The sequence below is a fragment of the Haemophilus influenzae genome (assembly GCF_001457655.1).
GTDB classification, from domain to species: Bacteria; Pseudomonadota; Gammaproteobacteria; order Enterobacterales; family Pasteurellaceae; genus Haemophilus; species Haemophilus influenzae.
The window spans coordinates 1396972-1412386 of record NZ_LN831035.1 but is presented as its reverse complement, the minus strand read 5'-3'; the positions used below and the strand labels follow the sequence as shown (position 1 = coordinate 1412386).

General features: G+C 40.1%; 9 protein-coding genes. 2 read left to right on the top strand and 7 right to left on the bottom strand.

The window, feature by feature from the left end; all coding sequences use genetic code 11:
* Positions 1-51: 51 nt before the first annotated feature.
* On the bottom strand, positions 52-1983 hold the full coding sequence (gene thrS, locus AT683_RS06905; RefSeq protein ID WP_005662218.1) for a threonine--tRNA ligase: 1932 nt from the start codon (positions 1981-1983) through the stop codon (positions 52-54).
* 283 nt (positions 1984-2266) lie between these two features.
* Between thrS and AT683_RS06900 the strand changes: the two genes are divergently transcribed.
* Positions 2267-2851, top strand: a complete 585-nt coding sequence (locus tag AT683_RS06900; protein ID WP_011272638.1) for an FMN-dependent NADH-azoreductase — start codon at positions 2267-2269, stop codon at positions 2849-2851.
* A gap of 76 nt (positions 2852-2927) precedes the next feature.
* Here AT683_RS06900 and topA read toward each other — a convergent pair whose 3' ends face one another.
* Positions 2928-5534, bottom strand: a complete 2607-nt coding sequence (gene topA / locus AT683_RS06895) for a type I DNA topoisomerase (protein ID WP_038441141.1) — start codon at positions 5532-5534, stop codon at positions 2928-2930.
* Between the two features lie 95 nt (positions 5535-5629).
* On the opposite strand from topA, the gene AT683_RS06890 reads away from it, so the two are divergent.
* Entirely contained in the window at positions 5630-6547 is a 918-nt protein-coding gene (locus AT683_RS06890; RefSeq protein ID WP_005691976.1) for a LysR family transcriptional regulator, read from the top strand.
* Between the two features lie 63 nt (positions 6548-6610).
* On the opposite strand, the gene pntB is transcribed toward AT683_RS06890, so the two are convergent.
* The 5 genes from pntB to glgC form a co-directional block, all read right to left on the bottom strand.
* The gene (gene pntB / locus AT683_RS06885; protein WP_015702241.1) at positions 6611-8035 is read right to left on the bottom strand and encodes a Re/Si-specific NAD(P)(+) transhydrogenase subunit beta; all 1425 of its coding nucleotides are present in this window, start codon (positions 8033-8035) and stop codon (positions 6611-6613) included.
* A gap of 10 nt (positions 8036-8045) precedes the next feature.
* On the bottom strand, positions 8046-9584 hold the full coding sequence (gene pntA / locus AT683_RS06880) for a Re/Si-specific NAD(P)(+) transhydrogenase subunit alpha (protein WP_038441137.1): 1539 nt from the start codon (positions 9582-9584) through the stop codon (positions 8046-8048).
* Positions 9585-9844: 260 nt separating this feature from the next.
* On the bottom strand, positions 9845-12310 hold the full coding sequence (locus AT683_RS06875; RefSeq protein WP_038441135.1) for a glycogen/starch/alpha-glucan phosphorylase: 2466 nt from the start codon (positions 12308-12310) through the stop codon (positions 9845-9847).
* A gap of 246 nt (positions 12311-12556) precedes the next feature.
* Positions 12557-13987, bottom strand: a complete 1431-nt coding sequence (glgA, locus tag AT683_RS06870) for a glycogen synthase GlgA (RefSeq protein ID WP_005656779.1) — start codon at positions 13985-13987, stop codon at positions 12557-12559.
* Positions 13988-14094: 107 nt separating this feature from the next.
* Entirely contained in the window at positions 14095-15396 is a 1302-nt protein-coding gene (gene glgC, locus AT683_RS06865; protein WP_038441126.1) for a glucose-1-phosphate adenylyltransferase, read from the bottom strand.
* Positions 15397-15415 lie beyond the last annotated feature (19 nt).

Below are 15415 nucleotides of genomic sequence, written 5' to 3'. Positions count from 1 at the left end.
TTTGAACTCACTATTTAAACAGTAAATTATATTGGTTATTTTCGAAAAGTATTACTCTTCATTCAATAACGTTAATTCACGGCTTCTTACTTGATTTTTCAAGATTTCCGCAAATTCTTCCACTGTAAATGTACCTAAATCAGCACCTTTACGGGTACGTACTGCCACTTTGCCTTCTGCGATTTCTTTATCGCCACAAACGAGCATATAAGGCACACGGCGTAAAGTATGCTCACGAATTTTGAAGCCCACTTTTTCGTTACGTAAATCAGTTTTCACGCGTAAACCTACATCGGAAAGCTGTTTTGCAACTTTCTGTACATAGTCAGCTTGGCTATCGGTAATATTCATTACAACCGCTTGGGTTGGTGCTAACCATGCAGGGAAGAAACCTGCATATTCTTCAGTAATAATACCAATGAAACGCTCAATAGAACCTAAAATCGCACGGTGAATCATGACAGGGGTTTTACGGCTATTATCTTCTGCCACATAAGTTGCATCTAAACGACCTGGTAATGCGAAGTCTAATTGCACTGTACCACATTGCCATTCACGACCTAAACAATCTCGTAGTGCAAACTCAATTTTCGGACCATAGAATGCGCCTTCACCTTCTTGGATTTCATATTCAAGACCGTTGTGTGCTAATGCTGCTGCAAGACCTGCTTCCGCTCGATCCCACATCTCATCTGAACCGATACGATTTTCCGGACGAGTAGAAAGTTTCACTGCGATATTAGTGAAACCAAAGGTGCTATAAATGTCGTACACCATTTTGATACAGCTAGTTACTTCGCTCTCAATTTGATCTTCAGTACAGAAAATGTGCGCATCATCTTGAGTAAAGCCACGAACACGCATTAAACCGTGCAAAGAACCTGATGGTTCATTACGATGGCAAGAACCAAATTCCGCCATACGGATTGGTAAATCACGGTAAGATTTTAAACCTTGATTAAAAATTTGAACGTGGCCAGGGCAGTTCATCGGTTTAATTGCGTATTCACGGTTTTCAGATTGAGTTGTGAACATTAAATCTGCGTAATTTTGCCAGTGACCTGTTTTTTCCCACAATACGCGATCCATCATAAATGGGCCTTTTACTTCTTGATAATCGTATTGTTTTAATTTAGTACGCACGAACGTTTCAAGCTCACGGAAAATTGTCCAGCCATCATTGTGCCAGAACACCATACCTGGTGCTTCTTCTTGCATATGATATAAATCTAATGCTTTACCAATTTTACGGTGATCGCGTTTTGCCGCTTCTTCTAAGCGTGTTAAATATTCAGCAAGTTGTTTTTTATCCGCCCAAGCCGTACCATAGATACGTTGTAACATTTTGTTTTTGCTGTCGCCACGCCAGTACGCACCAGCGACTTTTTGTAATTTGAAATGCTGACAGAAACGCATATTTGGCACGTGTGGTCCACGGCACATATCAATATATTCTAAGTGATGATATAACGCAGGCGTTGCAGTACGTTCAATGTTTTCATCTAAAATTGCCATTTTGTATGGCTCGCCGCGTTTTTCAAAGGTATCACGCGCTTCTTGCCAAGTAACACGTTTTTTCACGACGTCATAATTTGTTTTTGCCAATTCCAACATACGTTTTTCGATTGCATCAATATCTTCTTGGGTTAAAGAGCGATCTAAATCTACATCATAATAGAAGCCGTTTTCAATAGTTGGACCAATTGCCATTTTTACATCTGGGAATAATTGTTTAATAGCGTGTCCGAGCAAGTGAGCGCAAGAATGGCGGATAATCTCTAAACCGTCTTCATCTTTTGCAGTAATAATTTCTAACGTTGCATCTTGCTCGATAACATCGCACGCATCGCGACGTTCTCCGTTTACACGGCCTGCGATAGTGGCTTTAGCAAGACCCGCACCAATATCTTGTGCGACTTCAAGAACAGAAACAGGACGATCGAATTGACGTTGGGAACCGTCAGGTAAAGTAATAATTGGCATTGTTTTTTCCTTATACAGTGGTCACCCATACGAAAGGTGACGTGTTCATTTAAAATTCTATCAAAATTAACCGCACTTTTGCCCTACTTGGCTTCATTCCTACCATTGAACGAGCGAAATTAGGCAAAAAATGCGTGGCGAATTCTATCACTTTCTTGAAGTATTGTTAAATAAATGCCCATATTTTACAAAAAGGAAATAATGTTTTTCTGACTAAAGGCTTTATCTCTTAAAAATAAAGACTAGAATAACCGCACTTTTAACTAGGTAGCAAGGAATAAAAATGAGCAACGTATTAGTATTAAAATCTAGCATTTCAGGAAATAACTCGCAAACTAATCAATTAGCTGATTATGTTATCGAAAAATTACAAGGTAATAACATTGTAGTACGCGATTTATCCCAACAACCTCTTCCATATTTTGATACCGCAGCTGCAATTGCTGTGCGTGGAGAACCAAAAACAACAGAAGAAAAACAACTTCTGGCGTTGTCTGATAAACTAATCGAAGAATTAAAAAACGCACAAACATTGATAATTGGTGCGCCGATGTATAATTTAAACGTTCCAACACAATTAAAAAGCTATTTTGATTTTATCGCACGTCCGCGCGTTACTTTCCAATATACAGCAAACGGCTCTGAGGGTTTATTAAAAGGCAAAAAAGCCATTGTGTTATGTGCATTTGGTGGATTGTATGATGAAGAAAATCTAGTGACACAATATATGAAATCAATTTTAGGTTTTATTGGCATCACAGATGTGCAATTTGTTTATGCACAAGGCATTGGATTCGGGCCAGAGGCGATTGAAAAAGCCCAAGCGTCCGCAAAAAATAAAATTAATGAAATTGTAGCAGCCCTTTAATCCTCAGATAATCTAAAAAATATAAGAAAATGTATTAAAAACAAAAAAGTGCGGTGATTTTACCGCACTTTTCTTCTTATTTCTTTCGTTCAACCCATTTTCCATTGGTGAAATCAACAATCCATTTAGTCGCTTTTCCCTCTTTTTCAGAAGTGACATATTGTTTTTTCTCTTTGCGACTAAAACGAACAATCGCTTCATTCTCTTCTGGGTCTTTTTGTGGAGCATCGGCTAAATAAGCTAATTTTTCAGGTAAACGCTCGCGATATTGCACAAGTTCAGCGATTTTAACTGGGCGTGTTTCGCGGGATTTTGGGAAGTTATGTGCTGACATAAATACCCCACTCGCACCATCACGCAATACAAAATATGCATCAGATTTTTCGCATTTTAACTCAGGGAAATGTACTGGCTCTTCTTTCGGTGGTGCGACCTCGCCACTTTTCAAAATTTTGCGCGTGTTATCACAATTTGTACATCCCATATACTTGCCAAAACGACCAAGTTTTAAATGCATATCCGCACCGCATTTATCACACTCAACAACAGGGCCATCATAACCTTTAATTTTGAATGAGCCTTCTTCAATTAAATATCCATCACAATTTGGATTATTACCGCAAATATGGATTTTACGATGTGCATCGATTACATAGCTGTCCATTGCCGTTCCACATTTTGTGCAACGTTTACGATCCATTAATGCTTTAGTTTCTGAAGATTCATCTAAAACATTTAATAATTCCGCTTCAGGAATTAAATTAATCGTTGTTTTGCACCGCTCTTTTGGCGGCAATGCATAACCCGAGCATCCTAAAAATACCCCCGTACTTGCCGTACGAATGGCCATATTTCTGTCACAGGTTGGGCATTTAATATCGGTTTCCACGAGATTATTCGGACGCATACCGCCTTCAAGTTCATCTAATTCAGCTTTAGAAAGCTGGCTAGAAAAATCCTTAAAGAATTGATTCAATTCAGTTTTCCAATTTACTGAACCAGAGGCAATTTTATCTAAAGTATCTTCCATATTCGCGGTGAAATCGTAATTCATTAATTCGCCAAAAGACTCATTGAGGCGATCAGTCACAATTTCGCCCATCTTTTCTGCATAGAAACGACGATTTTCAGTACGAACATAACCACGTTCTTGAATGGTGGAAATAATTGCCGCATAAGTGGAAGGTCTGCCAATACCACGTTTTTCCAATTCTTTTACTAAAGCCGCTTCAGTAAAACGAGCAGGTGGTTTGGTAAAGTGTTGTGTTGGTTGCACTTCTTTTAAAGCAAGTTTTTCTGACACAGTAACTGAAGGCAATTCTTGATCTTCAGGATTTTTACCTATCTGTGGCAATACTTTTGTCCAACCATCAAAACGTAAAATTCTTCCCTTTGCTTTCAAGGTATAATCGCCAGCGGTAACTGTCAATGTACTACTATCATATTGTGCTGGCGGCATTTGACATGCTAAAAATTGACGCCAAATTAAATCATAAAGGCGTACTGCGTCTTTTTCCATTCCCTCTAAGGATTCAGGCAATGCTCGAATATCTGATGGACGAATAGCCTCATGAGCCTCTTGCGCATTTTCTTTACTAGAATAGAAATTTGGTTTTTCTGGTAAATATTGTGCACCAAAATGATTTTCAATATAGCTACGCGCCATATTAAGCGCATCTTGACTCAAATTGGTTGAATCCGTACGCATATAAGTAATGTAACCCGCTTCATATAAACGTTGGGCTAACATCATTGTCTTCTTAACGCCAAATCCCAAACGAGTACTTGCAGTTTGTTGAAGTGTTGATGTAATAAATGGTGCGCGAGGGCGAGAACTTGTTGGCTTAGTTTCTAAATCTGTGACAACGTAATCTGAAACATTCAGAAAATCTACCGCACTTTGTGCTTCTTTTTGATTTTTTGGATCAAATTTCTTGCCTTTATAATCCGTAACATCCAAGCGTATAGCTTGTTTATTTTGATTATTCGTAAGGACGGCAACTTCCCAATATTCTTCAGGCTGGAAAGCTTTAATTTCACGCTCGCGTTCGACTAATAATTTAACCGCAACTGATTGAACTCGACCAGCAGAAAGCCCGCGTGCCACTTTTTTCCAAAGTAATGGCGACACCATAAAGCCCACTACTCTATCTAAAAAACGACGAGTTTGTTGAGCATTAACACGATCCATATTTAATTGTTCAGGCTTTTCAAAAGCCTGTTTAATGGCATTTTTAGTGATTTCGTTAAACACCACGCGACTAAAACGATCATCGTTACCACCAATCACTTCACGTAAATGCCACGCAATCGCTTCCCCTTCTCTATCCAAGTCGGTTGCGAGATAAATGTGATCTGCTTTTTTAGCAAGCGACTTTAATTCGGAAACCACTTTTTCTTTACCAGGCAGAATCTGATAATTTGCTTTCCAATCGTGATAAGGATCAATCCCCATACGTTTAACTAAGGCGTTACGTTCCTTTTCTGCCTTAATTTTTGCTTTTTCTTCGGCATCCATACCTTTGGTTGAAATTGGTTTAGCTTTTTCACCTGTACTAGAACCAACCGTCGGCAAATCACGAATATGTCCCACGCTCGATTTCACGACATATTGGCTACCTAAATACTTATTAATAGTTTTTGCTTTTGCTGGCGACTCCACAATCACCAAGGATTTACTCATTTGATTACCTAATATTACTAGAATTTTGTAAAATTGGCGGTATAGTGCAAAGTTATGTTGGCAAAATCAAGCATTTTTTCAAAAAAGGTCTATAAATGGATAAACTCAACGCGATTTCTATTTTCTGCAAAGTCATTGAAACCCAAAGTTTTACATTGGCAGCAAAGCAACAAAATATTTCTGTGGCGATGGCAAGCAAATTAGTTTCACAATTAGAAGAACATTTAAAAACACGATTGTTACAACGTACCACCAGAAAAATTATGCCTACTGAAGCTGGAATGATGTATTACCAACGCTGTCAAGGCATTTTGCTTGATTTAGATGAAGCAGATTCCAGCATTACTCAGCTTACCAGTTCATTACAAGGAAATTTACTGATTTCCGTTCCTCGTGATTTTGGTTTACTTTTTATTGCACCAAATTTACCCACTTTTATGGCTAAGCATCCTCATTTGCATATTGAAGTTGAATTTAATGATAAGAAAATCGATTTATTATCCGAAGGCTATGATCTTGCTCTTCGTATTGGTTATATGGAAGATAGCTCGTTGGTTTCACGTAAAATAGGAACTACTACTGTTCATTTTGCAGCGTCGCCTAATTATCTTGAAACGAATGGTATTCCACAAACGCCTGATGATTTAGAACATCACAATGGCTTACTTTATAAAAATGCAATGAATCAGGTAAATTGGGTTGGTTCACGTATAAATCAAACCCAACGTTTCAAAATCCAATCCAAAGTGGTAAGTAATAGCGGTTTTGCCTTATTAAATATGGCAAAAGCGGGACTCGGTATTGCTAATTTACCAAAATTTATTTTAGGTAGAGCCTTTGAAAAAGGCGAGCTTATTGAAATATTGCCAGAATATAAACAACAAAAATTAGAAATTCATGTGGTCTATCCAAACAGAAGACATTTACCAATAAAAGTACGGGCATTTATTGAATTTTTATCTGGATTGGGCTTGTGTTCAGAAATTTTGGAAAATCATGAAGATAATATTTAAATGCTATAAATAAAAATACCGCACTTAAGCAACCCAAAGTGCGGTTATTTTTATGCGTGTTTTTTATAATGCTTTTAAGATATCTTCAACGCGATCTTTTGCATCACCAAAGAGCATTTGCGTATTCTCTTTGAAGAATAATGGGTTTTGTACGCCAGCGTAACCCACTGCCATTGAACGTTTGAACACTATCACATTTTGTGCTTTCCATACTTCCAACACTGGCATTCCCGCGATTGGGCTATTTGGATCTTCCATCGCCGCTGGGTTTACCGTATCGTTCGCACCTATAACCAATACCACATCGGTATCAGCGAAATCATCATTGATTTCATCCATTTCAAGTACAACATCGTAAGGTACTTTCGCTTCAGCTAAAAGCACGTTCATGTGGCCCGGTAAACGTCCTGCAACAGGGTGAATACCAAAACGAACGTTCACACCACGTTCACGCAATTTTGCCGTAATATCAGCGACTGGATATTGTGCTTGTGCAACAGCCATACCATATCCCGGCGTGATAATCACAGAACTTGCATTTTTCAACAATTCAGCCACTTCTTCCGCTGTAGTTTCACGGTGTTCGCCTTGTTCTTCGCTTGAAGAAACTTGAACATCGTTACCAAAACCACCAGCAATGACGCTCACAAATGAACGGTTCATCGCTTTACACATAATGTAAGAAAGAATTGCACCAGAAGAACCAACAAGCGCACCTGTAACGATGAGCAAATCATTATTCAACATAAAACCTGCTGCAGCTGCTGCCCAACCAGAATATGAGTTAAGCATTGATACCACAACTGGCATATCTGCCCCACCGATTGATGCCACTAAGTGCCATCCAAATGCAAGCGCAATCGCTGTCATTAATAACACAGGGAAAATGCTTTCTGGATTATTCAAGAATGCAACCATCAATAATGCAGATACCACAAGTGCGGCTAAATTTAATTTATGGCGATGCGGTAACATTAATGCTTTTGAATTAATTTTTCCGCTTAATTTACCAAATGCGACAACAGAACCAGTGAAAGTGACTGCACCGATAAAAATACCTAAAAATACTTCGACATTATGAATATTCGTTAATACTGCTTGTTCAGCTACAAATGCGGCTTGTGCTGCTGCATCTAACCCTTCTGGCATTAATGCCTCATGGTGTAAACCATAGCTATTAAAGCCAACGAGTACAGCCGCTAAACCAACGAAACTGTGAAGAATCGCCACAAGTTCTGGCATTTCAGTCATTTCTACTTTTAATGCACGTTGAACACCGATTACTCCACCAATGATCATCGCAATAATGATCCAAAATGTTCCTTCAGAATGAGGGCCAAAAATGGTTGCGATAAGGGCAATGGTCATACCAACAATACCGAACCAACAACCTGCTTTAGCAGTTTCATGTTTAGAAAGTCCTGCCAAGCTCATAATGAAAAGTAATGCTGCTAAAATATACGCAGCCTGTACTAAACCTTCAGACATTGTGCGCTCCTTAACCTTTTCTAAACATTGCTAACATACGTTGTGTGACACGGAAACCACCAAAAATATTGATGCTTGCCACCAAAATCGCCACAAAAGCTAACGCATCGATAAATAGATTGCCTGTTGGCTGACGAATTTGTAATAATGCACCTACAATAATAATGCCTGAAATTGCATTTGTTACTGCCATTAATGGTGTGTGAAGTGCATGGCTAACATTCCAAACCACGTAATAACCTACCACACAAGCTAAAACAAATACGGTGAAATGTGATAAAAATGCAGCGGGCGCCACAGAAGCTAACCAAAGGAATAACACGCCAACACCAGCCATCACACCGTATTTCACACGAGGATCTGTTGGTTTAGACTCTTTTTTCTCTGCCACTGGTGCAGCTTTGGTTTCTTGTTTTGGTTGTGCAGACACTTGAATTTGTGCTGGTGGAATTTCTTCCCCATCACGAACAACAGTTACACCACGAAGAACCACATCTTCAAAATCAATATTGATATTGCCATCTTTCTCTTTACACAAAAGTTTTAATAAATTGACTAAGTTTGTGCCATAAAGTTGAGAAGATTGCGTCGGTAAACGGCTTGGGAAATCTGTATAACCAATCACTTTCACTTGGTTTTCAGTTGTAACAACTTTCCCTGCTTGTGTATATTCACAGTTACCGCCAGTTGCAGCTGCTAAATCCACAATCACCGAACCTGGTTTCATTGAATCCACCATTTCTTTGGTGATTAAACGAGGCGCTGGTTTACCCGGAATGGCTGCCGTAGTAATAATAATATCGACTTCTTTAGCTTGTTCTGCATAAAGCTCCATCGCACGACGGTTAAATTCTTCCGACATCACTTTCGCATAACCATCGCCACTGCCACCTTCTTCTTTGAAATCAATTTCTAAGAAGCTCGCGCCCATACTCTGAACTTGCTCTTTCACTTCAGGACGAGAGTCAAAAGCACGAACAATCGCCCCAAGGCTATTTGCTGCACCAATTGCCGCCAAACCAGCCACACCCGCACCAATAACCAACACTTTTGCTGGTGGAACTTTACCTGCAGCAGTAATTTGCCCAGTAAAGAAGCTACCGAATTCATGCGCAGCTTCAATGACAGCACGATAACCAGAAATATTCGCCATAGAAGAAAGCGCATCCAATGCTTGCGCACGAGAAATACGAGGCACCGCATCCATTGCTAACACATTAATTTTCTTCGCGGTGAGTTTTTTCATTAACTCAGGATTTTGCATGCGCCAAATAAAGCTCACAAGCGTTGCGCCTTCCTTCATTTGAGCGATTTCTTCATCTGTCGGTGCATTTACTTTGAAGATAATATCCGATTGCCAAATTTCAGCCGACGTACCGATCTTCGCGCCCGCGTCTAAAAATGCTTGATCTTCAAAACTAGCTTTAAAACCTGCATCGTGTTCCACGATCACGTCAAAGCCCAATTTCAATATTTGCTGAACCGTTTTCGGCGTTGCCGCCACACGGCTCTCATTCTCAAGCAGCTCTCTAGGTACACCAATTAACATACTGTTTCCCTCTGATTGATGATTGGGTTAATGAAATTAATGAACAAACCTTCGCCTATTCATCGTTAAAATGACAAAAAGTCAAACGGATGCAAATGTATCATTAATTGAATGAAAATAGGTAACGTTTTTAAGTGGTTTTACAAGATATTGTGATAGGGATCACGAAAAATCCCACATAAAAACATCTCAAAAATTTACCGCACTTTCCATAAAAAAACACCACAAGTAAAAAACTTGTGGTGTTTTTAATTTTATTATTAATCATCTAATTGAACAGGCTCAACTTTCCAAATTCTCTCCGCATACTCTTTAATTGTGCGATCAGACGAGAAGAAGCCCATATTCACGATATTTTGAATAGTGCTTTCAATCCATTGGTCGCGTTGTTTGTATTTTTCATCTACGGCTTTTTGAGTTTCTACATAACTACGGAAATCAGCAAAAGCTTGATAATAATCGTGGTATTGCAAGCCTTGTAATAATTGATGATAACGTTGAGGATCTTCGGGTGAGAATTTACCCTCAATAATTTGATCCACGACTGTGCGTAATTGAGCATCGTTTTGATAGTATTCAAATGATCGATACCCTTCTCGACGAAGTTGTTCAACTTGTTCCACTGTGTTACCGAAAATAAAGATGTTATCTTCACCCACGTTTTCCAAGATCTCTACGTTCGCACCGTCAAGTGTACCGAGTGTCAATGCTCCATTTAAGGCAAATTTCATATTACTGGTGCCTGATGCTTCAGTACCAGCAAGGGATATTTGCTCAGAAATATCTGCTGCAGGAATAATCAACTGCGCAAGGCTTACGCTGTAATTTGGAATAAATACAACTTTTAAACGGCCTTTCAAACGCTCATCATTATTGATGACATTAGCAACATCATTAATTAAATGGATCGTTTGTTTCGCAGCATAGTAAGCCGAAGCTGCTTTACCTGCTAAAATAAATACGCGCGGTTGCCAATCTTTTTCAGGGCTGGCAAGCATTTCATTGTAGCGAGCGATAATATGTAATACGTTCAACATTTGGCGTTTATATTCGTGAATACGTTTTACTTGCACGTCAAATAAGGCGTGCGGATCAAGCTCTACCCCTAACTCGCGTTTTACGTATTCCGCTAATTTCACTTTATTAGCAAATTTAATGTCAGCAACAGCCTCTTTAAATGCTTTTTCTTGCGTAAATGGTTTAAGTTTTTCGATTTGACTTAAATCACAACGCCATTCTGAACCGATATATTTATCAAACAATGCGGCTAATTGTGGGTTCGCCACGGCTAACCAACGACGCGGTGTGATACCGTTTGTTACGTTGGTAAAGCGTTCTGGGAAAATACGAGCAAAATCTGCAAAGGTTGAAGTTACCATTAAATCGGAATGAATTTCGGCAACCCCGTTGATTTTGTGTGAACCTACTACGGATAGCCATCCCATACGCACTTTGCGTTGGTAGCCTTCTTCGATAAGAGAAACACGGCGGATAAAATCGTTGTCAGTCGTTACATAAGTGCGGACATATTCTAAGAAGTGATCGTTAATTTCAAAAATCATCTGTAAATGACGTGGCAAGATTTTTGCCATCATTTCCACAGGCCAAGTTTCTAACGCTTCGGACATTAAAGTATGGCAGGTGTAAGAGAAAATGTTACGCGTCATCTCCCACGCTTTTTTCCACTCGAAACCTTCATCGTCCACTAAAATACGCATTAATTCAGGAATCGCTAACGCTGGGTGGGTATCATTTAAGTGGATCGCCACTTTATCCGCCAAGTTTTCAAGGCTGTCGTGGGTGCGTTTGTGACGGCGTAAAATATCTTGAAGCGATGCAGAGACTAAGAAATACTCTTGACGTAAACGCAATTCGCGACCATTCCAAGTAGAATCATCAGGGTAAAGTACACGTGATAAATTTTTATTTGCGGAGTGCTCTTCTAATGCGGCTAAATGTTCGCCACGGTTGAAGTCGGCAAGGTTAAACACTTCGCCTGCGTGTGCCGACCATAAACGTAATGTTGCTGCAGAATTATTTTGATAACCTGGGATCATTTGATCGTAAGCAAGTGCGGTTACTTTTTCGGTATCTTGCCAAATACATTTTTTGCCTTCGAAATGAATGTTTCCACCAAATTCTACGGTAAAGCGTTTAGATGGACGAATAAATTCCCAAGGTGCTCCTTTTTCAAGCCATGCATCAGGACGCTCGACTTGCTGACCATTTTCAATTTTTTGGCGGAACATACCATATTCATAACGAATACCGTAGCCCATACCCGGTAAACCAAGGGTCGCAATAGAATCCATAAAACAAGCGGCTAAACGACCTAAACCACCATTGCCCAAGCCAGGATCTACTTCTTTTTCTAAAACTTCTTCTAAATCCACATTTAATTCAGAAAGTGCTTCCTGTGCTAATCCATAAATGCCTTCTGCAATCATTGCATTAGATAGCGTACGCCCGATTAAAAATTCCATTGAAAGGTAGTAAACACGGCGAGAATCTTCTGCTCGAGTTTGGCGAGCAGTAGTGATCCAACCCTCTGTTACTAAATCACGCACAGCGTGAAGTGTTGCATTGAGCCAATCGCGTTGGCTGGCTTCACGTGGAGAGCGACCGATTAAGAAAATAAGTTTGTAAACGATTGATTTTTTAATCGCTTCAACGGTCATTTCAGGACGATTATATTGGAATGGAGAATCAAAGTTATCCATTATCATAGGTAAAACCTCTATTAGAATGCTAAGAAATGATTAACGTAGGGTGTGTGAATTTTCAAAATTCACGCACGTTTGCAAAAATCAATCAAAATTTGACCGCTCTTTGAATGCGTGAATGTTGTTTACACAGCCTACAAAAGTAGTTCGAATTTTATGCTTATCTTTGCAAAAAACAAGCACAACCACACCGCTTGCAAAATATTCTTTCACAAGCGGTGTGATTGTTAAGAAAGTTTACGAATAAAACTACAAGCGTTCATAAAGTGTTCTATATTGCTCTGCAGCCTTACGCCAGCTGAAGTCTTGTTCCATTGCATCTGTACGAACCATCGCCCATGCACGCGGTTTTTGCCATAAGGCAAAGGCACGTTGCAAGCAATGGCGGAGAGCTTCAGGCGTTGCACTTTCAAACACAAAACCTGTTGCGGTGCGAGCTTTGATGCTTTCTGAAGTGCTATCCACCACCGTATCCGCTAAACCACCTGTTTTACGAACAAGTGGCAGTGTGCCATATTGCAAACCATAAAGTTGGGTTAAGCCACAAGGCTCGAAACGACTTGGCACTAAAATCACATCGCCACCTGCCACCATTAAATGCGAAAGGGCTTCATCGTAGCCGATTTTTACCGCAATATTTTGCGGATAACGTTCAGCAAGCTCACGAATACCTTGTTCAAAGTGCGGTGCACCTGAACCTAAAATCATCAACTGACCGCCTTGTTTGACGATTTCGTCTGCACTTTCGATTAATAAATCAACACCTTTTTGCTCGGTTAAACGGGTAACCATCACAAATGCCAAGGCAGATTCATCTTGTGGCAAATTGAAATAGGCTTGCAGTTCGGCTTTGTTTTTCTTTTTGCCTGCCATATATTTGAGCTTGTAATGGTGCGGAATGTATTGATCCACGTTCGGATGCCAAATATTTTCGTCCACACCATTTAAAATCCCCACCAAACGACCTTGAGCTTTTAAGCCAGAAAGCAAGCCTTGCAAACCGTAGGCAAATTCTGGTGTCGTGATTTCTTCTGCATAAGTTGGGCTAACTGCCGTGCTTGCATCAGAATAGAACAAACCTGATTTCAAGTAAGAAATCTGCCCAAATAATTCCAAGCCTTCTACGTGGAACATCCCTGTCGGCAAGCCGATTTCATACAAATGATGATAAGAAAACTGCCCTTGATATGCCAAGTTGTGAATGGTGAACACCGATTTCGCAGGGCGACCTTTGTTGAACAGATATGCTGCACACAAACCTGCGTGCCAATCATGAGCGTGTACCACTTCTGCACGCCACCAGCTATCTAAACCTGTGGCTAATTCTGCCCCCACCCAACCGAGCAAAGCAAAACGTTTGTAGTTGTCGCCGTAGTCGTTGTAATAGGCATCGTGATAAGGATTGCCTTCGCGACCGTATAAGTGCGGTGCGTCAATCAAATAGATCCCGACACCATTATATTCTCCATAACGCAACACCACGTGCCCAGCGAAGTTGTCAAATTCGGCAACCACTTGAGTATTCTGAATGCCTGCTATAATTGCGGGATAAGCAGGCAATAAAACGCGAGCATCTAGCCCAATTTGGTTCTGTGCTTGGGGTAATGCCCCTAAAACATCGGCAAGCCCGCCTGTTTTTAAGAGCGGATAGAGTTCCGAACAAACGTGTAGTATTTTCATTGAGTTTTTTATTTTCCCTATAAATATGAATAATGCTCGATCAGCCCCCCCTCTTTGCTAAAGAGGGATTCAGAAAGTGCGGTTAATTTTGACCGCACTTTTCCTAACTAATCTAAATGACCTTCTTCGCCAATCTCGTGTCCCTCAAGTATCTTTAGCATTTTCGGGGTTACAAGAATGACTTTGCCTGTTGAGCTAATACGGAAGCGATTTTTATCTTCTTCCATATCCACACCAATTTGCATACCATCAGGAATTTCGCATTCGCGGTCGATAATACAATTTTTCAACACGCAATTTTTACCGATTTTAACTTGTGGTAACACCACGCAGTGATCGACTTTTGAAAAGGAATCAATTTTAATGCGATCAAAAAGCACGGAATTGCTGATCGATGCATCGGTAATCACACAGCCCCCGCCAATCAATGAGTTATCTACTGGGTGCACGTTAGAGTGTTTATAGAAGAATTTAGACGGATAAGCCTGAACCGGATTACCACGAATTGGCCAGCTTTGGTCGTAAATATCTAATTGTGGATTTTCAGAGACTAAGTCGATATTAGATTGCCAGAAGCTATCAAGTGTCCCTACATCACGCCAGTAAATTTCGCCCTCGGTGTTGCGTCCCATGCAAGAACGGCTAAATGGGTGAGCATAAAGCGCGCCTTCTTCTAAACATTTTGGCAATACATCTTTACCGAAATCGTGGCTGGTGTTCGGGGTGCCAACTTCACGATCTAACATTTTGTAAAGATAATCCGCATCAAACACATAAATCCCCATTGAAGTAAGCGAAACATCAGGTTTACCCACCATTGCTGGCGGATCTTTTGGTTTTTCCACGAAAGCTTTTACTTTCAAGTTTTCGTTTACAGCCATTACGCCAAATTCGTGTGCTTCAGAACGGGGCACTTCAATGCAACCAATAGTACATTTTGCCCCACTATTGACGTGATCCATTAACATCACGCTGTAATCTTGTTTGTAAATATGGTCGCCCGCTAAGATCAAAATATATTTCGGGCGATAGTGATTTTTAATAATAGCCATATTTTGATATACCGCATCCGCCGTGCCACGATACCAAGTAGAATCGTCAATTTGCTGACGAGCTGGCAACATATCGACAAATTCCCCTCTCTCTTGTGGTAAAAAAGACCATCCTGTTTGCAAATGACGAAGCAAGGAGTGTGCCGCATATTGAGTCACGACCCCAATTCGGTTTAAACCTGAGTTAATACAATTAGAAAGTGCGAAATCAATAATGCGACGATTACCACCAAAATAAAGCGCTGGTTTTGCACGTTTATCTGTCAATTCGTGTAAACGTGAACCACGTCCACCTGCAAGTACAAGCACCAAAGTGTTTTTAACTAAATCATATTTGTTAAGGTCGCCAGATTTCATAAGGATCTCCATAGTCTTA

What these genes read in the sequence shown, in the direction of transcription:
- thrS (WP_005662218.1), bottom strand. Translation starts at nt 1,983, where the DNA reads ATGCCAATTATTACTTTACCTGACGGTTCCCAACGTCAATTCGATCGT.
- AT683_RS06900 (WP_011272638.1), top strand. Translation starts at nt 2,267, where the DNA reads ATGAGCAACGTATTAGTATTAAAATCTAGCATTTCAGGAAATAACTCG.
- topA (WP_038441141.1), bottom strand. Translation starts at nt 5,534, where the DNA reads ATGAGTAAATCCTTGGTGATTGTGGAGTCGCCAGCAAAAGCAAAAACT.
- AT683_RS06890 (WP_005691976.1), top strand. Translation starts at nt 5,630, where the DNA reads ATGGATAAACTCAACGCGATTTCTATTTTCTGCAAAGTCATTGAAACC.
- pntB (WP_015702241.1), bottom strand. Translation starts at nt 8,035, where the DNA reads ATGTCTGAAGGTTTAGTACAGGCTGCGTATATTTTAGCAGCATTACTT.
- pntA (WP_038441137.1), bottom strand. Translation starts at nt 9,584, where the DNA reads ATGTTAATTGGTGTACCTAGAGAGCTGCTTGAGAATGAGAGCCGTGTG.
- AT683_RS06875 (WP_038441135.1), bottom strand. Translation starts at nt 12,310, where the DNA reads ATGATAATGGATAACTTTGATTCTCCATTCCAATATAATCGTCCTGAA.
- glgA (WP_005656779.1), bottom strand. Translation starts at nt 13,987, where the DNA reads ATGAAAATACTACACGTTTGTTCGGAACTCTATCCGCTCTTAAAAACA.
- glgC (WP_038441126.1), bottom strand. Translation starts at nt 15,396, where the DNA reads ATGAAATCTGGCGACCTTAACAAATATGATTTAGTTAAAAACACTTTG.